The sequence below is a fragment of the Bacteroides sp. 3_1_23 genome, from assembly GCF_000162555.1.
GTDB classification, from domain to species: domain Bacteria; phylum Bacteroidota; class Bacteroidia; order Bacteroidales; family Bacteroidaceae; genus Bacteroides; species Bacteroides ovatus.
The window spans coordinates 154,649-176,271 of the sequence record NZ_GG774955.1; the positions used below are offsets into that span (position 1 = coordinate 154,649).

11 protein-coding genes are annotated in these 21,623 nt (G+C 40.8%); all 11 read left to right on the forward strand.

Annotation, left to right across the window (positions count from 1 at the left end):
- Window positions 1-3: 3 nt before the first annotated feature.
- Window positions 4-2,097 (forward strand): ComEC/Rec2 family competence protein, encoded by a 2,094-nt coding sequence (locus HMPREF9010_RS05945; RefSeq protein ID WP_004305442.1) that lies wholly within the window; start codon window positions 4-6, stop codon window positions 2,095-2,097.
- Window positions 2,098-2,143: 46 nt separating this feature from the next.
- Window positions 2,144-3,181, forward strand: a complete 1,038-nt coding sequence (locus tag HMPREF9010_RS05940; protein ID WP_004297310.1) for a DHH family phosphoesterase — start codon at window positions 2,144-2,146, stop codon at window positions 3,179-3,181.
- A gap of 118 nt (window positions 3,182-3,299) precedes the next feature.
- Window positions 3,300-3,992: a DUF4827 domain-containing protein gene (locus HMPREF9010_RS05935; protein ID WP_004305441.1), complete on the forward strand. Its 693-nt coding sequence runs from the start codon at window positions 3,300-3,302 to the stop codon at window positions 3,990-3,992.
- A 42-nt stretch (window positions 3,993-4,034) separates the two neighbouring features.
- Window positions 4,035-5,423 (forward strand): phosphoglucosamine mutase, encoded by a 1,389-nt coding sequence (gene glmM / locus HMPREF9010_RS05930; protein ID WP_004305440.1) that lies wholly within the window; start codon window positions 4,035-4,037, stop codon window positions 5,421-5,423.
- A 975-nt stretch (window positions 5,424-6,398) separates the two neighbouring features.
- On the forward strand, window positions 6,399-6,671 hold the full coding sequence (locus HMPREF9010_RS05925) for a hypothetical protein (RefSeq protein ID WP_004305439.1): 273 nt from the start codon (window positions 6,399-6,401) through the stop codon (window positions 6,669-6,671).
- Between the two features lie 164 nt (window positions 6,672-6,835).
- The gene (locus HMPREF9010_RS05920) at window positions 6,836-10,795 is read left to right on the forward strand and encodes a helix-turn-helix domain-containing protein (protein ID WP_032852932.1); all 3,960 of its coding nucleotides are present in this window, start codon (window positions 6,836-6,838) and stop codon (window positions 10,793-10,795) included.
- Between the two features lie 282 nt (window positions 10,796-11,077).
- Window positions 11,078-14,215 (forward strand): SusC/RagA family TonB-linked outer membrane protein, encoded by a 3,138-nt coding sequence (locus HMPREF9010_RS05915; RefSeq protein ID WP_008650549.1) that lies wholly within the window; start codon window positions 11,078-11,080, stop codon window positions 14,213-14,215.
- A 27-nt stretch (window positions 14,216-14,242) separates the two neighbouring features.
- Window positions 14,243-15,868, forward strand: a complete 1,626-nt coding sequence (locus tag HMPREF9010_RS05910; RefSeq protein ID WP_032852875.1) for a RagB/SusD family nutrient uptake outer membrane protein — start codon at window positions 14,243-14,245, stop codon at window positions 15,866-15,868.
- A 305-nt stretch (window positions 15,869-16,173) separates the two neighbouring features.
- Entirely contained in the window at window positions 16,174-18,459 is a 2,286-nt protein-coding gene (locus HMPREF9010_RS05905; RefSeq protein WP_004305434.1) for a GH92 family glycosyl hydrolase, read from the forward strand.
- Window positions 18,460-18,465: 6 nt separating this feature from the next.
- The gene (locus tag HMPREF9010_RS05900; protein WP_008650552.1) at window positions 18,466-20,808 is read left to right on the forward strand and encodes a GH92 family glycosyl hydrolase; all 2,343 of its coding nucleotides are present in this window, start codon (window positions 18,466-18,468) and stop codon (window positions 20,806-20,808) included.
- A 13-nt stretch (window positions 20,809-20,821) separates the two neighbouring features.
- A complete protein-coding gene (locus tag HMPREF9010_RS05895) occupies window positions 20,822-21,616 on the forward strand; it encodes a basic secretory family protein (protein ID WP_004305431.1) in 795 nt (264 codons plus the stop codon).
- Window positions 21,617-21,623 lie beyond the last annotated feature (7 nt).

Sequence of the window (21,623 nt, forward strand, 5' to 3'; positions counted from 1 at the left end):
CAGTTGAGTACTTTTTACATCCATCGATATCCCTATATACGCCTGATTATCCCTTGGATAACAGGCGTTTTTTGTGGAGATCATTTTTTTGACCGTTCATGGGAACTTTTTTGGAGTATTCTAGCCCTTGGATTTTGTATTGCTTTATTATTTGTGCTTTATTTCCTGAAACGCCATTCTTTGCGATGGTGTTTTGGATTAGCAGTCTCTATCCTTTGTTTTATAGGAGGATGGCTTGGAATAACTTGGCAATTACAACACGCTGTCTACTCTTTTCCGGAAGAAGAAACAGTGTATCGGGTTTTAATAACGGATGCACCTCAAGCGAAAGAACATACCTACCTCTGCCAGACATTATTAAAGGAACGTCGTGATACTGCCGGCACATATCCGATAGAACGTACTGCAATCCTTTATCTACAGCAAGATTCGGCCGTCACCCGGTTGAAAAGTGGAGATGAACTGCTGATTTCTGCCCGTATTTCTCCCCCTTTCAACAATCGCAACTTTGATGAATTTGATTATGCCCGCTTCCTGATGCGGAAAGGAATCAGTGGAACAGGATATGTTGCATCCGGGAAATGGACAAAACAGGACGGAATGAATAACCTTGATCTCAAAAGTATAGCCAGCTCTTGCCGAAGAAAGATGATTTCACTTTATCAGAAACTAGGGTTTTCCGGCGATGAACTGGCTGTACTTTCAGCACTGACCATAGGAGACAAAACGGAATTAAGTGATTCGGTTCGTGAGAGTTATTCGGTGGCCGGTGCAAGTCATATTCTAGCTCTATCCGGTTTGCATATCGGGCTTTTATATACATTGCTCTTTTTCATACTGAAACCTATTGCCCGAAGAGGAAATATAGGTAGAGTTATACGTTCTGTTCTTCTTCTTATCCTATTATGGGCTTTTGCCTTTTTCACAGGACTTTCTCCTTCGGTAGTACGCTCGGTCAGTATGTTTTCAATTTTAGCAATGGCAGATATGGTTGGTCGCCAACCGCTATCTCTAAATACATTGGCGGCAGCTGCATGGTTGATGCTATTCTGTAATCCGGCATGGTTGTTTGATGTTGGTTTCCAGCTCTCTTTCCTTGCTGTTGCTTCCATCCTATTGATTCAAAAACCAATCTATCACCTGATTACGGTGAAAGGTAGAATAGGAAAATATATTTGGGGACTGATGAGTGTGTCTGTTGCTGCACAAATAGGAACGGCTCCGCTTGTTATGTTTTATTTTTCCCGGTTCTCTGTACATTTTCTATTGACGAACTTGGTTGTTATTCCTTTCATTACGATTATCCTGTATGCTGCTGTCATTATGCTTCTTCTGACTCCTCTTTCGTGGCTTCAGATCGTAGTGGCCGAAGGTGTTAAGAAACTATTGGAAGGACTTAATTTCTTCGTCCGATGGGTGGAACAGCTTCCTTACGCTTCTATAGATGGAATCTGGCTTTATCAGTCAGAAATATTGGGTATCTATATCGTTGGCTTTTTGTTAACCTATTATTTCATGAACCGTCGATACCGGAATTTATTGATTTGTCTTTTTTCTATCTTATTACTGGGGACTTATCATTCAACATTATATTGGCTAGATCGTCCCCGGACAAGCCTGGTCTTTTATAACGTGCGCGGTTGCCCTGCAGTACATTGCATTGAGAGCGATGGACGTTCCTGGATAAACTATGTAGATACTATCTCCAATGAAAAACGTCTGAAGCGCATGGCTGCTAACTATTGGAAGCATCATCATCTTCTGCCTCCCAAAGAAATAACTGCCGATTGCCGGTATATGGAACTTAATCGTCAGCAGCAGATTATATCCTATCATGGCTGTCATATTTGTGTAATAAATGATAACCATTGGCGGAACAAAACCACCGTTTCTCCGTTATATATTCAGTATCTTTACTTATGCAAAGGATATGACGGACATCTGGAAGAGCTCACCCGAATCTTTTCTATCTCTTACGTCATATTGGACGCATCTCTCTCGGAATACCGCAGACACCTCCTTGAAAGCGAATGCAAGCAATCCGGTCTGCGGTTTATCTCGCTATCCGACGAAGGTTCTGTCCGCTTTTTGCTCTAAGTACAAAGATTTATCGTACATTTGCACCTTGATAAAGTATAAGAGTATGTTGACGAAAGTAATTGAACAAGCCAAAATAGATCATTTCACCAAATGGTTTGAACGAGCTGACAAAATAGTAATTGTATCTCATGTTTCTCCTGACGGCGATGCTATCGGTTCTTCACTGGGATTATATCATTTTTTAGATTCACAAGAGAAAACAGTAAACGTAATTGTGCCGAATGCTTTTCCCGATTTTCTGCGGTGGATGCCGGGCAGTAAGGATATCCTGCTGTATGACCGTTACAAAGACTTTGCAGATAAATTGATCGCCGAAGCAGATGTCATCTGTTGCCTCGATTTCAATGCACTGAAGCGTATCGACGATATGGCAGATGCTGTGGCCGCTTCTCCGGCACGTAAAATAATGATCGATCATCATTTATATCCCGAAGATTTCTGTAAGATAGTAATGTCCTATCCCAAAATATCTTCTACTTCCGAACTGATATTCCGTCTCATCTGCCGTATGGGATATTTCAGTGATATCTCTAAGGAAGGCGCAGAATGTATCTACACAGGGATGATGACAGATACCGGTGGGTTCACCTATAACTCGAACAACCGGGAGATTTATTTTATCATTAGCGAACTCCTTTCTAAAGGAATCGATAAAGATGATATTTATCGTAAGGTGTACAACACCTATTCGGAGAGCCGTTTACGTTTGATGGGATATGTATTATCGAACATGACTGTGTATTCGGAATCTAATTCGGCTCTAATCACCCTGACAAAAGCAGAGCAAAGCAAATTTAACTATATAAAAGGCGATAGCGAAGGCTTTGTTAATATTCCCCTTTCCATTAAAAATGTCTGTTTCTCTTGCTTCTTGAGGGAAGATACCGAGAAACCGATGATTAAAATATCCCTTCGTTCAGTAGGAACCTTCCCATGCAATCAGTTAGCTGCCGAATTCTTCCATGGAGGAGGTCACTTGAATGCTTCAGGCGGTGAATTTTTCGGAACGATGGAAGAGGCAAAAGCGGTCTTTGAAAAGGCGCTTGAGAAATATAAACCTTTACTAACAGCGAAAAGCTAAAGATGGAAGGTTAAAAGTGAATATGGAAAGGTTAAAAGATACGAACTTTCAACTTCCCCCTTTCAACTTTTAATGATTTTGAGATACATTTGTGCGGAATATAGCTAAATAACAGATAATGAAGAAACTTGTATTTTTATTTCTCTCTTTGTTAACCGCCGGAAGTCTGTTCCAGGCATGCGACAATTCGAAGACTTATGCAGAAATGCTGGAAGACGAGAAAAATGCGGTGAATAAGTTCATCAAAGATAATGATATTCGTGTCATTTCATTGGAAGAGTTTGAACGGGATACGATTACAGCTTCTAAAGAAGCGGGGAATGGATATGACGAATACGTTGCTTTCTCCAATGGCGTATATATGCAGATCGTAGATCGTGGAGGAAAAGAGGATAAGAATGGAGTTGAAGTTATTAATGAGGTAGATACTTTTGCTAACAATAATGTCATTTGTACCCGCTATGTAGAACAGGATATGATGACAGGAGATACTACATGTTTCAATGTTCCTTTGGAAAGATGGATGGATGTTCCTGATTATTATAAGTTTCCATTAACATTCCGTTATGTGCAAAACACGTCTACTGTTTATGGAATCGTTTTATCCGGTAGTTTGGATTACGATTTATTATGGAATAGTAAAGGTTATGGAACTGCAATTCCATCCGGATGGCTGATTGCCTTACCTTATTTGCGTAATAATGCCCATGTACGCCTGATTGTGCCTTCTAAGATGGGACATACAACTGCACAACAATATGTCAATCCTTATTTCTATGATATCCGGAAGTTCGAGAAAGCAAAAAGCTAAAGCACTAACATTAGATAAATCAAATCTTTAACTAAAGAACCTATGACTCTAATCAAATCTATCTCTGGAATCCGCGGAACTATCGGCGGAGGAGCGGGAGAAGGACTGAACCCGCTTGACATTGTAAAATTCACCTCGGCTTATGCTACTTTGATTCGTAGAACCTGCAAGGCAAAGAGTAATAAGATTGTTGTGGGACGTGATGCCCGCATTTCCGGTGAAATGGTAAAAAACGTAGTAGTCGGCACATTGATGGGAATGGGCTGGGATGTAGTAGACATTGATCTTGCTTCTACCCCGACCACAGAACTTGCTGTAACAATGGAAGGCGCCTGTGGCGGTATTATCCTGACAGCTTCTCATAACCCGAAACAGTGGAACGCACTGAAATTGCTGAATGAACATGGTGAATTTCTGAATGCAGCCGAAGGCAACGAAGTACTTCGTATTGCTGAAGCTGAAGAATTTGACTATGCCGATGTCGACCATCTGGGATCTTACCGCAAAGACCTGACTTATAATCAGAAACATATCGACAGTGTATTGGCTCTCGACCTGGTAGATGTAGAAGCTATCAAGAAAGCCAATTTCCGTGTAGCGATTGACTGTGTGAACTCTGTAGGCGGTATCATTCTCCCTGAACTTCTTGAACGTTTGGGTGTGAAACATGTAGAAAAACTCTACTGTGAACCTACCGGCAATTTCCAACACAACCCCGAACCGCTTGAAAAGAACCTCGGTGACATCATGAACCTGATGAAAGGGGGCAAAGCGGATGTAGCATTCGTTGTAGATCCGGATGTTGACCGTTTGGCAATGATCTGCGAGAATGGTGTAATGTACGGTGAGGAATATACACTGGTTACTGTGGCTGACTATGTGCTGAAACATACTCCGGGTAATACAGTTTCCAATTTGAGCTCTACCCGTGCCCTGCGTGACGTAACCCGTAAATATGGTATGGAATACAGTGCTTCTGCAGTAGGCGAAGTAAACGTTGTAACGAAGATGAAAGCAACCAATGCCGTTATCGGTGGTGAAGGAAATGGTGGAGTAATCTATCCTGCCAGCCACTATGGCCGTGATGCATTGGTCGGTATTGCTTTATTCCTTAGCCATCTGGCTCACGAAGGAAAAAAGGTTAGCGAGCTCCGTGCCACTTATCCTCCTTACTTCATAGCTAAGAACCGTGTCGACCTGACTCCGGAAATCGATGTAGATGCTATCTTGGCAAAAGTAAAGGAAATCTATAAGAATGAAGAAATCAACGATATCGACGGTGTGAAGATTGACTTTGCCGACAAATGGGTACATTTGCGTAAAAGTAATACAGAGCCAATCATCCGCGTATATAGCGAAGCGTCTACCATGGAAGCTGCCGAAGAAATCGGTCAGAAAATTATGGATGTAATTAATGAATTAGCAAAATAATATCCTGTAAAATAGGATCTTGTTTATAACATTGGAGTCTCGTATATCATAAAGATAGCTGAATGAGCTGTCTCACATGATATACGAGACTTTTTTATTAGGATGATATCCAATTGAATGATAGTTATTCTTCTCCTTGAGTATTAACAATAAAGTTTCTTTTGATTAAGTCTAAACTTCCTTTCGTCCAATAGTAAACTTCTCTTTTATTATTTACAAACTTAAAATGCAAGCTTCATTTTTATAAATGCAAGCATTGTTTTTAAAAACGGAACCTTTGTTTTTATAAATGAAGGTTGCATTTATAGATTGGAACGGATGAAAAGCAACTTTACTGTTAATAAAAAGAAAGTTTGGACTTAATCAAGAGCAACTTTTCTATTAATAGATTACATGAGAAGTAAGCAGTATTGAGAGAGAAGTAATCAATAAAGCTTATTTCTCTACTTCGTTAGAATAGATACGCCACAAGAATATCAATTGATATACAAAACTTTATAGGTCTTATATCAATGATAAACACATGGCTTAATTATACAGAATTGATATATGAAAAGCACAATTGAGGGAAAATTGTAGTATATTTGTACTGTTCTTTGAGGCGTCTTTATTATTAAGGAAGCGTTTAGTGCTTTTTCTCAAGTGCGAATCTGGACAATTCGAGCTGTGTTGAGGAAATAAACAAAACGTTCTTCCTTTGGTTTGTATGTTGCATCTAGGTACTGATATACAGTCAAGGGCGTGAGCTGTTTTTGCTTGTATCCAACACAGAGGTAGTTCAGAACCTGCACTTGGATATAAGTTTAGCGGTCTCGCGCTTCTTTTGTGTATACACTTCTGTTGAGACTAGGAAGGAACTAATAAATTGAAAAACATACAAACAGTACAAGTGTTGCCAGTAATGTTGCTAATGTCCGTAACAGTATCAGCAAGAGACCTAACAGGTTTTGAACAGCTTATTGATAAACGTACGACATGAAAATAAAACTGATTGCATTATTTATAATGATGGGATCGTTGGCTGCCGTAGCTGATAATGATACTTATTTCTTTTCAAAAGTAGATTATGGTTCAGTGTTCGTTGTTCAAACAGCCGATGGATTCTTGTATCAGATAATTTTAATTGGCAGGATTTTTTTCCGGTGTGGGGTGGTGAGACGGAGGCAAAGATTGGCTGTTTCGCGGATGGGAATTGGCAAGAATGAAAGAGGCGGAATCCTTGGATTGTGCGAATTAGTAGTGAAGTAGTTGCTGAAAAATAGAGGTACTTGATAAAATAGAGTTGCATTTTCCGTATAAAAACGTATCTTTGTGTAAAGAGAATTAAAGACATCGATTATTAATGGCTATTTTCTTTCGCACTACGAAACAGAACATATAAGCGATTGCCTGATATTTAATAGATGATATTAATGATTAACACAATGAAAATACGCTTGATTTTGTCTTTTGTTTTATTGATTTATTCATTGGTCTGTCAAGCAGATGGCGGTAAAGATTCATATATCTTCCGGAAAGTAGATTATCAGCAAGGATTATCCAATAGTGCTGTGCTTTGTCTTTTTCAAGACAATACAGGGTTGATGTGGTTTGGTACATACGATGGTGTCAATTGTTATGATGGCCGAAACATGGAAGTTTTTCGTTCTGATTTTTCAGCCCCCAAAGCTTTGAGTAATAATGTAATCCATTCTATTCAGCAGGCAGATAATAATTGTTTGTGGATTTCTACACATTTGGGTATCAATCGTCTTTCACAGGATTCGCGGCAAGTTGTCGGATATTATGACTTTACAGATGATTATTATCTACATTCCAATTCTAAAGGAAACACATGGGTGGTGAGTCATGGTGGAATTTTCTACTATAATACATCTTATAAACGATTTGTACAGATTAAGAATCTGAAAGTACCCGTAGAAGATATGGATAAACGGGCATTCGTAACGGATGATGGTGTTTTGTGGATTTTCACTCAACAAACAGGGGAGCTGTTACAGGTTTCGCAGGATGCTTTTGATTGTGACACATTATCAATTCATTCAACTGTTTCATCTACTGATTTTCATGCGAAACCTATTGAAGATGTCTTTTATCAGAATGGCGTTCTTTGTTTTATCGATAGTGAGCATGATCTTTATGTTTATGATATTTCCCGACAATCTAAAATTTATATTCGTAACCTTTCTTCATTAGTGCAGAAGAATGGAACTATTGCAGGAATAGCCCTTTTCTATGAAGATATTATTATTGGTTTTCGAACGAATGGGTTAGTCCGTCTCCGTACTTCACAAAAATATAAAGAAGAAGTGGTCGACCGGAATGTACGTATATATAGTATTTATCGAGATCCTCATCAGAATGTCTTATGGGTTGCTTCGGACGGACAAGGAACGATTATGTATGCTAAGAAATATTCTATTGCCACCAATTTGATGCTCAATCAACTGTCATCTAACTTAAGCAGGCAGGTACGTTCTGTTATGACAGACGATAGTGGTGGACTATGGTTCGGGTCGAAAGGTGATGGACTGCTGCATATACCGGATTATCGTGAGAATGAGGAGGCTTCTGCCGTTACAGTTTACTCTCCTGAAGGAAAGCAAAATGTTGTGTCTTATATACGATGGAATAAAGAATTTCCCGTTTATAAATTGGTTCAAAGCCGTTATATGGATGGCTTTTGGATAGGATCTGGAGATCCGGGACTATTTTACTATTCTTTTGAAGACAAAGCTTTGCATTCTGTGGAGAATCTGCCGGCACAACCCACTGAGATACATGGCATTTATGAGGAAAATGATAGTGTACTTTATGTGGTGACAGCCGGTTCCGGTTTTCATAAATTAATACTTGAGAAGCAGGCAGGTACCATTCGTTTCAAGTCGCAGAAAAGTTATCATTTTTTTCACGGTCAGCGGGAAATTACGATGTTCTATCCAATGCTGCCCGAGGGGGATTCTATTTTGTGGCTTGGCAGTCGGGAGAAAGGACTCGTACGGTTCGATAAGCGGACTGAAGAATATAAAGTGATTTCTTTGAAAGAAATGCTTCATAAGTCGGTAGACGATGTGCTCAGCCTGTATCGGACCAAAGAAGGGTTGTTATATGTAGGGACAACATCAGGATTGGTATGTCTGAATTCTAATGGAAAACAGATGAAAGCTACCTATATCGGACGGGAGCAAGGTTTGCTCAATGATATGATTCATGGTGTACTTGAAGATGAGAACGGACTCTTATGGCTTGGTACGAATCGGGGGCTGATTAAATATAATCCGATAAATGGCTCATCACATGCCTACTTTTACAGTGCAGGTGTTCAAATCGGTGAGTTTAGCGATGATGCTTATTACATGTGTCCATATACACAGGAGCTTTTTTTCGGTGGGATTGACGGGTTGCTTTATCTGGATAAAGAGGTGCAGGCTGCTCCGGAATTTTATCCGGATATTTTGTTACGTAAGTTGACTGTTGGACATACGCAAGTGGTTCAGGGGGATGGAGATTACTATACAGACGATGGTAAGGCATTACAGTTGAAGGGGACGGAGGTTTCATTTGCACTTTCTTTTGTTGTTCCGGATTTTTTATCAGGAGAAGATATAGAATATTCTTACCAGTTGGAAGGATATGATAAGGATTGGACCTCTTTTAGTAGTATTAATGAAGCCTCATATACAGGAGTGCCGGCAGGTGATTATATCTTTAAGGTACGCTATAAGAGGGATGTATTTGATACAGAATATCGGCATTTTTCTATTCCGGTATATATCCTTTCTCCCTGGTATCGATCGGTGGCGGCTTATTTTGTTTATTTGATCATTTTTTTGTTGTTGTTAGGGTACGTGATATATTTGCTACGTAAAAACTACCTTCAGGAACGGATGATGAAAACACTGATGGGGACAGAAAGTTGCCGGAAATCCGAGACTGTATATACAAACCGTAGGATGCTTGAAGATTTTACTCTTATTTATAATTATTGTGACCAATTGCGTGCAGAGAATCTTTCTTATGAGCAATGTCTTGAGAAAGTGTCACTGATACGCGAAACTGTGATGAGCGCACTTCTTAATCCTGACGCTCTGTTTTTGGAAGAACTTAAACAATTCTTTCCGGATCGGTTTATTGTTTCTGCGCGTATGAGTATACAGGGAGTTTCTCAAGAGGTGTTGCGTACGTTGGAAGAACAAGGGATTGATCATTCTTCTATATCGTCAATGATTCCGGAACACTTAACATTTCCAGTTTACAAGAATGCGTTATACAGTATTCTTTATTGCTGCTATCTCCGGATTACTGAAATGAAGGGTACTCATGGCGTAATAGTAGAAATGTCAGAACAGGATGGTAAGATGCAGCTACATTTTTCTTCTAAAGATGCTACTGCGAAAGCGTTGTATGAATATCTTTCAGATAAAGCTTCTTCAGTGACGGAGAAAAATTCCGATCATGTGTTTACTGTGCATTTACTTTTAGGTTTTGTACGGTCAGCTTTGGAACGTATTCATGCCGTTCTTCGTTATGATAATGATGGGAGTGGTAGTCGGTTGACGATTATCTTTGAACCGGCGGTCTTGACAGTGGCAGGTGAACAAGGGAAGAAAACTGTGCTTTTGTTGGAAGACAGAGATGAAATGACTTGGTTGATTAGTAATTTCCTGGCTGATGAATACGTGGTTCATCAAGTAAAGAGTGTGCAGCTTGCTTTTGATGAAATTCGCCGGTCGGCTCCGGCTCTATTATTAGTGGATATGACAATGTATGCCAATGCTGAAAGTACTTTTATGGAGTATGTTAGCCGGAATCGTACTCTGCTTTCAAAAACAGCTTTTATTCCATTGTTAACCTGGAAAGTTGGTTCGGCCATTCAGCGGGAATTGGTCTTGTGGTCTGATTCTTATATTGTACTTCCTTATGATATATTATTCTTGCGGGAAGTTGTCCATAATGCTATTTATGGAAAGCGGGAAGCGAAGCAGATATATATGGAGGAACTGGGAGATTTGGCGGGACAGATTATCTGTACAACTACCGAACAAGCTGATTTTATTCGCAAATTGTTAAAGGTGATTGAAGAAAACCTGGACAAGGAAGAACTGGGCTCAACGTTGATCGCTGATCGTATGGCAATGAGTTCCCGTCAGTTCTATCGTAAATTCAAGGAAATCTCCAATACTGCTCCCGGTGATTTAATAAAGAGTTACCGCATGGAAAAGGCAGCCCGCCTGTTACTTGATGAAGAACTTTCTATTCAAGATGTTATTATGGAGGTCGGTATTTCCAGCCGGTCTTATTTTTATAAAGAGTTTACCCGTCGGTTCGGGATGACACCGAAAGATTATCGGGAACAGCGAAAGGTATGCTGATTGTCAGGTTAAATTCTTTCGTATAGGTGATTGGTTGGGAAACATTATTATTTATTTGTTTGTCACAACCTTGTGCTCTAAATCCCTTTTGCTAATTTTATTGTATTGATTATTAGGGTATTAATCTGTGCTCTAATTTGCCATTCTGTGCTTTAAATATGTGTCTTTATTTTGCCGTTTTTTTGGCAAGGTAGAGCATTGGAGTTTTATTCGAATAGCCTTTATTTGCAACAATCTTTTTAAAGGGAATTAACCTTATTACTAATCAAATTTAAAGGAATTATGAATGAAAAACTAAAGTATCTTACCTTATTTGTAATAGGTATGATGTTGAGTTTGGGCATGAATGCTCAATCTGTAAAATCAATCTCCGGTACGGTAACCGATGATCAGGGAGAGGCGGTTATCAGTGGTACGGTGAAAGTCAAAAACGGCAGTACTGGAACAATCACTGACATTAACGGTAAATACACCCTCTCTGTTCCTTCCAATGCCACCTTGGTATTTTCGTATATTGGTTATATCACACAAGAATTTAAAGTCTCGGAATTAAAGAGCAATGTTCTGAACGTAGTTCTGCAATCGGATACGAAAGCACTGGACGAAGTAGTCGTTGTAGGTTATGGTACCATGCGCAAATCAGACTTGACGGGTTCCATTTCCACAGCCAAAGGTAAAGATATGCTGAAAGCACAATCATTCAATGCGCTTGACGGATTGAAGGGTAAAGTGGCCGGTGTGAATATCTTCTCTAATACCGGTCAGCCGGGTGGAGAATCACGTGTCATCATTCGTGGTATTTCTACTATTAACGCATCAGCATCACCGCTGTACGTAGTCGATGGAGTGGTGATGTCAAACTTCGAATTGCTTAATCCGAATGATATCGAATCTATCGAAGTATTGAAAGATGCTTCCTCTGCTGCCATCTATGGTGCCCGTGGTGCGAATGGTGTTATCATGGTGACTACCAAGCGCGGTAATGCAGGAAAAGGAGTCCATGTTTCCTATGATGGTTCATTGTCTATCGGTAAGATGGCTAGAAAAATAGACGTAATGGATGCTAACGAATGGATGTCTACCTTCAAGCAGGGATTGGAAAATGCCAACGAATTTCAAGGCAAGAACTTCACAACTGATCTGTCACAGATATTCACAGACGAACGTTTGTTCAATGCAGACGGTTCTCCGAAATATAATACCAACTGGCAGGATGAAGCATCCCGCACTGCCATCTCTCATAACCATCAGATCAGTATCCAACGTACGGGAGAAGGATCTTCTATCGGAGCATTCATCAATTATACCGATCAACAGGGAATTTTGTTGAATTCTTACTTCAAACGTATCAATGCAAAATTGGCGTATGATGACAAACCGACTGATTGGCTGTCTACTTCCGTTAATTTATTAGTAAATCATACTTGGGGTAATAGAACTTCTGATAACCCTTACGGACAAGGCGCATTGCGTACAATGATCGAACAGTTGCCTTTCTTACCAGTTAAGCTGGATGGTGAATATACGCAGACGAACATTATTAATACAAGCTCTATTCTCAATAATCAGACTGATCCTAATAGCGGAAAACAAGGATTCAGCCCGGAAGGTGTAGGTAATCCCGTTGAGTTGCTCGAACGGATGCAGGCTATGCAATATCGTACGCAGATTTTTGGTAATGCTGCTTTGACTTTCCATCTCATGAAAGGATTGGATTTGAAGACCCAGTTCGGTATCGACTACCACAATAATCGTGATGCTAACTATACGCCGTTCACTCCGCGTCCGATGATTAATCAAAGTTCCGAGGGAGCAGCTTCTGCAAATAACTCCAACTCTTTGTATTGGCAGGAAGAAACCTATTTGACTTATGTGAAAGATATAAACAAACATCACATTAATGCAATGGCGGGTATGTCTTGGCAAGAGTATAATTATACCAAATTCGAAGCTTCCGACAGTAAGTATATTGATGACTTCTACGGATATTATAATTTAGGTTCCGGAACGAACCGTCCTTCTGTTGGCAGTGATTACGACAAGTGGGCAATGAACTCTTATTTCTTGCGTCTGGCGTATTCTTATGACAATAAGTATATGGCTACCGTAACCGGTCGTTATGATGGCTCTTCCAAATTCGGACAGAACAATAAATATGCATTTTTTCCGTCAGTAGGTTTGGGCTGGATGATTTCTAATGAAGACTTCTTGAAAGACAACTTATTGATTAGCAAACTAAAATTGCATACTTCTTACGGTGTGACAGGTAACTCGGAAATCGGTACTTATAAGTCATTAGCCACGGTGAGCCAGTCAAATACGATTATTGGTGATGCTTTGCACGTTGTGTCTTATCTGGATAATATGCCTAATCCTGACTTGAAATGGGAAAAGACTGGACAGTGGGACTTAGGATTCGAGTTGGGTTTATTCAATAACAGACTGAATTTCGATATTTCCTATTATTATAAATATACTTCAGATTTGTTGCTCGACCGTCCGGTTCCTGAATCCACAGGTTACTCTTCCATTATGGATAATATTGGAGCCGTTTCCAATCGTGGTGTAGATATTCTGGTTACAGCATATCCTATTCAGACACATGATTTCCAGTGGACTTCCACTCTTAATTTAGGTTTCAACAAAAACCGTGTAGAGAAACTGGATGAAAGTGCATCTGTTGATCCTGTCACCGGTAAGCGTCAGATTACAACCGATGGTTTTGTGGGTTACGATATGTTGATCCGTGAAGGTGAAGAGCTTTCTTCTTTCTATGGTTATAAGCGTGCCGGTATTTACGATGGTATTCCGTCTAACTGGGATCCGGAGACAATGAACATACCTTCCACTATCGGTGAAAAGGTAACTTATAAGAAACGCGAAATTATCGGTAACGGATTACCAGACTGGATGGGCTCATTTATCAATACCTTCAATTATAAAGGTTTCGATTTGACTTTAGACTTCCAGTTTACATGGGGGGTAGACGTGATGCAAGAATATTATCACTCAACTGTAGCCCGTTTCCTGACTAACGGTATAGACCGTCTTTATAAGGAAGCATGGCATCCAACTCTCAATCCGTCGGGTAAAGAACAGGCAATTCGTCTGAATAACTTTGGTCAGGGAGCTAATAACCAGGCAGATGATGACTGGGTTTGCAATGGTTCTTATTTGCGTTGTAACATGATTCAGCTCGGGTATACCTTCAATCCGACACTGATTAAGAAGATCGGTCTGTCTTCATTGCGTTTGTATGCGAATGTGAATAACGCATTCCTGATTACTTCTAAGGACTATAACGGATACGATCCGGATAACTCATCTCGTTTAGGTGACAACAAATGGGGGGCTAACCGCCAATTCTTCACCTATCCGCGTCCGAGAACGTTTACGTTCGGTCTTAATGTAGCATTTTAATTCACCGTTATAAAAACTATAAGAATTATGAAACTATTAAAAGTATATATATCTGCATTTTGTATGTGTTCACTTTCTGTGTTGCTGAATTCATGCGACGATTTCCTGAAAGAAGAACCATTGGATATGAAGTCATCTGACCAATTCTGGAAGACGAAAGCTGATGCGGAGTCGGGTGTGAATGCATTGTATTTTGGTGGTGTGCCTTATTTACATAACACTGACGTAGGCGGTGGCTGGACTCCTAAAGCGACGATGTGGGGTGGTATTGTGTCCGGATTGTACGTTGATAAGCGTAAAGACAGAACATTTACTACGGCATCCGAAGGGTGTAACTTCAATATTGAATCTTTTGATGATATTGCAATGAAATACTGGCATGAGTTTTATAAAGGTATTTCACGTGCCAACTTTGTTATTGCCAATATTCCGACAATGACTGGGGTGCTGGATGAAGCTACTATTAATAATTATGTGGCTCAAGGTAAATTCTTCCGTGCATACGGATATTTCTGGCTGGTTAAAGAATTTGGTGGTGTTCCTTATATTTCAGAACCTTACACATCTACAGAAGGTATGTACAAAGAACGTCTTTCTGCTGAAGAGGTTTATAAGAAAATTGAAGCCGACTTGCTGGATATTGTCAACGGGGATGCATTACCCAATAAAACGTTTTATGAAAATGGCTGTTATGTCACTAGGGCAATGGCGCAGACTTTGCTGGCACAAGTTTATTTACAATGGGCTGGTGCACCGTTAAACGGGGGGGCAGACTATTATGGAAAAGCTGCACAGATGGCATTAAAAGTGATTAATGATAGTCCTCACGGACTTATTCATCCGAATGGAACGACTGATGATTTGAACTCTGCGTATAATGTGATTAAGACAACGAAAGAATCTGCTGAAATCATTTATGCTAAAGAATATAATTATAGTGATTATAGTGTAGGTAACTCTTATGCTTGTCGTTCTATTGGTACAGATGCTTTTCAGTGGGGAGTGTTCCATCCGGGAGGAGACGTGCTGTATAATGCATACCTTCCCTGTGATATGTTGCTTAACAGCTATGCCTCTAATGATATTCGAGGACATGAGAAACAGTTCTTCTTTAAGCAATATGCCGATGCTGAAGGAAATACTCATACTTTGAATAATGCAGGCAACTGGGCATGGTTTGATGAAAATGCTTTGATTAGCGGCCACGACGGTGATTATAATATGCCGGTATTCCGTTTTGCGGAAGTCTTGCTGATTGCGGCCGAAGGTCTGGCACGTACAAATCATGAAGATAATGCTGTCGGTGGAGCTAAATATTATCTCAATCAAGTGCGTAAACGTGCTGGATTGGCAGATGAGACGGCTACAGGAAACGATTTAATACAATCGATTTTGACTGAACGTTTGCATGAGTTACCGTTGGAATTTAAGATTTGGGATGACATTCGTCGTACTCGTTTGTATCCGGAAGCATCTACCGAATCAGGAAAATTGAAATGGACTGCTCTTGCATCGGCTCAAATCCAAAACAAGCCCGATGGAAGCACAAGAGCCGGCGCCATTCCTGAATATGCTTTGTTATGGCCTATCCCGTTAGATGAAATTCAGGCTAATCCTGCGTTGGAAGGACATCAGAACCCGGGATGGAATTAATTAGGTAATAATAAATATTTGTTTCTGATAGAATTGGAGAGAGGGTAAAGGCAAATTATCCTCTCTCTATTGCTTAAACAGTTAGTCCTCCGGTTGTACTCTCGTGGTATGCACATAAATATTACATCCTGATTCTCACTTATTTAACTTGTACTCTCGTTGACGCTCGTATCCTTTGGTTGACCATATGCTATTTTTTTCTTATTTTGGCGTATCAGAGGACTGATAATTACAGAAAGATGCTTTAATTTGTAACGTAAATAAAAAAGACTTGATAATCTAATTAATAGCTTAATTCGTAGACCATGAATAAAAAGAAACTACTATCTTTCGCAATAGCCCTGCTATTGGGAGCTTCTTCTACCTTTGCGCAAAAGCAACCGGTAGACTATGTGAATCCTTTAATGGGAACTGATTCGAAAATATCACTATCTAATGGGAATACATATCCTGCCATCGCGTTGCCTTGGGGAATGAACTTCTGGATGCCACAAACCGGAAAGATGGGTGACGGTTGGGCTTACACTTATGCATCCGACAAAATCAGAGGTTTCAAGCAAACCCATCAGCCTAGTCCGTGGATCAATGACTACGGTCAGTTCTCAATCATGCCGATGACTAAACAGTTGAAGATCGATCAGGACAGTCGTGCTTCCTGGTTCTCTCATAAGGCAGAGAAAGCCACTCCTTATTATTATAGTGTTTATTTGTCAGAGTATGACATGACAACTGAAATAGCTCCGACGGAACGTTGCGCATATTTCCGTTTCACTTTCCCTGAAACCTCCGATGCCTATGTGGTGGTAGATGCTTTCGACCGCGGTTCGTATGTGAAGGTGATTCCCGAAGAAAATAAAATAGTTGGTTATACGACACGCAATAGTGGCGGTGTTCCTCAAAACTTTAAGAATTACTTTGTGATAGAGTTCGACAAGCCTTTTACTTTCAATAAAGTATGGGCAGACTATCATTTGGTTGAAACACATCTCGAACTACAATCCAATCACGTGGGTGCTGCTATCGGATTTTCAACGAAGAAAGGAGAACAGGTACATGCAAAGGTGGCATCCTCATTCATCAGTCCTGAACAGGCGGAACTGAACTTGAAAGAAATTGGTAATAAGACCTTTGAACAGACAAAAGAGGCCGGTCGTAAGGCATGGAACAATGTCTTGGGGCGTATCAAGGTTGAAGACAGCGATGAGAACCGTATGCGTACGTTCTACTCTTGTTTGTATCGTTCGGTGTTGTTTCCTCGTATGTTTTACGAGGTAAACGGTAAGGGGGAAACTGTGCATTACAGCCCCTATAATGGTGAAATCCGTCCGGGATATATGTTTACCGACACTGGATTCTGGGATACTTTTCGTTGCTTGTTTCCATTTGTTAATTTGATATATCCTTCAATGGGTGAGAAGATGCAGGCAGGTCTGTTGAATACCTATCTTGAAAGTGGATTCTTTCCTGAATGGGCAAGCCCGGGCCATCGTGGTTGCATGGTTGGGAACAATTCTGCTTCTGTAGTGGCGGATGCTTTCATGAAGAATGTGACCAAAGCGGATGCAGAAAAAATGTACGATGGCCTACTGAAAGGGGCCAATAGCGTACATCCGAAAGTTTCTACTACCGGACGCCGTGGATATGAATATTATAACAAACTGGGCTATGTGCCATACGATGTGAAAATTAATGAGAATGCGGCACGCACATTGGAATATGCATACGATGACTGGTGCATTTACCGTATGGGTGAAAAATTAGGCCGTCCGGCAGAAGAACTGGATGTTTATAAGAAAAGGAGTCAGAACTACCGTAATCTGTTCGATCCGGAAACTAAGTTGATGCGGGGAAAGAATTCCGACGGAACTTTCCAGACTCCTTTCAATCCTTTTAAATGGGGAGATGCCTTTACGGAAGGAAATAGTTGGCATTATACATGGTCGGTATTCCACGATGTACAAGGACTGGTTGATCTGATGGGCGGCAAGAAGATGTTTGTCAGTATGCTTGATTCTGTATTCAATCTTCCTCCTGTATTTGATGATAGCTATTATGGAGGAGTGATTCATGAGATTCGTGAAATGGAAATTGCTAACATGGGTAACTATGCACATGGCAACCAACCTATCCAGCACATGATTTACTTGTATAACTATGCCGGTGAGCCTTGGAAAGCCCAATATTGGTTGCGTGAGACGATGAACCGCCTCTATCTTCCTACTCCGGACGGTTATTGTGGAGATGAAGATAACGGTCAGACTTCGGCTTGGTATGTATTTACTGCATTGGGATTTTATCCGGTATGTCCCGGCAGCAATGAATATGTAATGGGAGCTCCTTACTTCAAGAAAGCAACGATTACACTGGAGAACGGCAAGAAACTGGAAATCTCCGCCCCGAAGAATAACGATGATAATCGTTATATTCGTTCATTGAATTATAATGGCAAGAATTATACAAAGAATTATCTGAACCATTTCGATCTGTTGAAAGGCGGTCGTCTGGTGTTTGATATGGATAACAAACCGAATAGGGGAAGAGGTATCAACGAATCAGACTTCCCGTATTCATTCTCTCGTGACGCAAAGTAAGCTGATATGAATAATTTGAGAAAGAAAGTATTGATGATGACTATGGCGGCAGCAACTTTGTCCGCCATAGCTCAACAGCCGGTAGACTATGTGAATTCGATTATCGGGACCAATGGGATGGGGCACACTTTTCCCGGTGCTTGTACTCCTTTCGGATGGGTACAGTTGAGTCCGGACACAGACACAATTCCGCATAATGTAAATGGAGCTTATCAGAAAAATGCCTACGAGTATTGTGCCGGTTACCAATATAGGGACAAGACCATTGTTGGCTTCAGTCACACTCATCTTAGTGGTACGGGACATTCTGACTTGGGAGACATCTTGTTGATGCCTGCTGTTGGCGATGTGAAGTTAAATCCCGGTCGGGCGGATTATCCGGAAGAGGGATACCGTTCACGTTTTGACCATGCTACAGAAAAAGCTGTTCCCGGATATTATGAAGTGATACTGGACGATTATGGCATTAAAGCCCAACTGACAGCAACGCAACGAACGGGCATACATAAATATACCTTCCCGAAAGGAGAAGATGGGCATTTGATTTTGGATCTGGTGCATGGTATTTATAATTATGACGGCAAAGTTCTATGGGCCAACTTGAGAGTCGAAAACGATACTCTGTTGACCGGATATCGTATCACTAACGGATGGGCGCGTACGAATTATACCTATTTTGCTATCTCTTTGTCACAGCCGATTAAAGACTACGGATATAAGGATAAGGAAAAAGTATTGTACAATGGCTTCTGGCGTCGTTTTAAGTTGGAAAAGAACTTCCCCGAAATCACAGGTCGAAAAATCGTGGCTTACTTTAACTTCGATACCGCTAACAATTCGGAACTGGTTGTAAAAGTGGCATTGTCAGCAGTCAGTACGGAAGGGGCCATTAAGAATCTGCGTGCCGAGGCTTCCGGAAAGAGTTTCGAACAGTTGGCGGAAGCTGCTCGTACAGATTGGAATAGCGAACTGGAGCATTTCGAGATTGAAGGTACGCCCGATCAAAAAGCAATGTTCTACACTTCCCTTTATCACACCATGATTAATCCATCTGTGTATATGGATGTAGACGGTTCCTATCGTGGGCTGGATCATAACATACACCGGGCGAAAGGATTTACCAACTATACTATATTTTCCCTTTGGGATACCTATCGTGCGGAACATCCTTTCCTGAATCTGGTGAAACCGGGACGCAATGCGGATATGGTGGAATCCATGATTAAACATGAGCAACAAAGCGTGCACGGAATGTTGCCGATATGGAGTCTGATGGGAAATGAAAACTGGTGTATGAGCGGTTATCATGCTGTGTCTGTACTGGCGGATGCAATAACCAAAGGTGTCTTTTTGAATGTGGATGAGGCATTGGCGGCAATGGTCAGTACATCCACCGTTCCGTATTATGAAGGTATAGCTGATTATATGAAGCTGGGATATATTCCGCTTGACAAAAGTGGTACAGCAGCCTCTTCTACTTTGGAGTATGCATACGATGATTGGACTATCTATCAGACAGCTTTGAAGGCAGGTAACAAGGAAATAGCGGAGACTTACCGAAAGCGTGCCCTCAATTATCGTACTATCTATGATACAAGTATTGGTTTTGCACGTCCCCGTTATAGTGATGGTTCTTTCAAGAAAGAGTTTGATGTATTACAAACCTATGGTGAAGGTTTTATTGAAGGCAATTCATGGAATTTCTCTTTTCATGTGCCGCACGATGTATTTGGCATGATCGACTTGATGGGAGGAGAAGGGACGTTCGTGCAGAAACTGGATGAACTGTTCTCCATGCATCTGCCGGAGAAGTACTATGAGCATAATGAGGATATTACGGAAGAATGTTTGGTAGGCGGATATGTGCATGGTAATGAACCGAGCCACCATGTGCCTTATTTATATGCGTGGACTTCCCAGCCGTGGAAATCACAGTACTGGCTGCGTGAGATTCTGAATAAGATGTATAAGAATGATATTAACGGATTGGGTGGAAATGATGATTGTGGACAGATGTCAGCATGGTACCTTTTCTCTGTGATGGGCTTCTATCCGGTTTGTTCTGGTACAGACCAGTATGTATTAGGAGCGCCCTACCTGCCTTATCTGAAGATGACGCTTCCTAATGGAAAGACATTGGAGATCAAAGCGCCGGGTGTCAGCGACAAGAAACGTTACGTGCAGTCGCTGAAATTGAACGGCAAAGTATACGACAAGATGTATATTACACATGAAGACATTTTAAAAGGAGGCGTGCTTGAATTCAAGATGGGTGCGTCACCTAACAAACGCCGCGGATTATCACCGGAGGATAAACCTTATTCATTAACTAACGGAATCAACAAATAATCAATAAAGGAGTATGAAAAAGATACATTTAATCTATGCAGCCTGCCTGCTGGTAGGTATGGGGGCTTGTGCTGCAAGTGTGCAAAAACAGGTGAAGGATAATTTTGATGTATGGAAAGAGTACAATACAGGTGCTATATTGTTTGAGGATAAAGCACCGGAAACGTTGGGATCGGACATTTACCACCGGATTATTCCCGATGCTGAATCGTACATCAAGGAACAGGCACGTACTGTATTAGCTACTCTTTACAATTCTCCGGAAGATAGTATTCCCGCAGTGCACAAGATACATTATACTTTGGAAAATATCAATGGTATTTCTGCTAAAGGCGGTGGCAATGGTGATGTGACGATTTTCTACAGTACACGTCATATTGAAAAATCTTTTGCAGCGAATGATACGGCAAAGTTGTTTTTCGAAACGCGCGGGGTATTGTTGCATGAACTGACACATGCTTATCAGCTGGAACCGCAGGGAATTGGTTCTTATGGAACTAACCGTGTTTTCTGGGCATTTATTGAAGGCATGGCCGATGCTGTACGTGTGGCAAACGGTGGTTTCGATGGTCCTAATGCCCGTCCGAAAGGCGGGAACTATATGGACGGTTATCGTACAGCCGGTTATTTCTTTGTCTGGTTGCGTGATAACAAAGATCCTGAATTCCTGCGTAAGTTCAATCGCAGTACGTTGGAGGTGGTGCCTTGGTCGTTTGATGGTGCTATCAAACATATTTTAGGGAATGAATATAGTATTGACGAATTATGGCATGAGTATCAGGTCGCTGTAGGTGATATACAAGCATAATAATGTA

Coding starts and splice junctions, on each gene's coding strand:
- HMPREF9010_RS05940 (WP_004297310.1), top strand. CDS start 2,144: ATGTTGACGAAAGTAATTGAACAAGCCAAAATAGATCATTTCACCAAA.
- HMPREF9010_RS05935 (WP_004305441.1), top strand. CDS start 3,300: ATGAAGAAACTTGTATTTTTATTTCTCTCTTTGTTAACCGCCGGAAGT.
- glmM (WP_004305440.1), top strand. CDS start 4,035: ATGACTCTAATCAAATCTATCTCTGGAATCCGCGGAACTATCGGCGGA.
- HMPREF9010_RS05925 (WP_004305439.1), top strand. CDS start 6,399: ATGAAAATAAAACTGATTGCATTATTTATAATGATGGGATCGTTGGCT.
- HMPREF9010_RS05920 (WP_032852932.1), top strand. CDS start 6,836: ATGATTAACACAATGAAAATACGCTTGATTTTGTCTTTTGTTTTATTG.
- HMPREF9010_RS05915 (WP_008650549.1), top strand. CDS start 11,078: ATGAATGAAAAACTAAAGTATCTTACCTTATTTGTAATAGGTATGATG.
- HMPREF9010_RS05910 (WP_032852875.1), top strand. CDS start 14,243: ATGAAACTATTAAAAGTATATATATCTGCATTTTGTATGTGTTCACTT.
- HMPREF9010_RS05905 (WP_004305434.1), top strand. CDS start 16,174: ATGAATAAAAAGAAACTACTATCTTTCGCAATAGCCCTGCTATTGGGA.
- HMPREF9010_RS05900 (WP_008650552.1), top strand. CDS start 18,466: ATGAATAATTTGAGAAAGAAAGTATTGATGATGACTATGGCGGCAGCA.
- HMPREF9010_RS05895 (WP_004305431.1), top strand. CDS start 20,822: ATGAAAAAGATACATTTAATCTATGCAGCCTGCCTGCTGGTAGGTATG.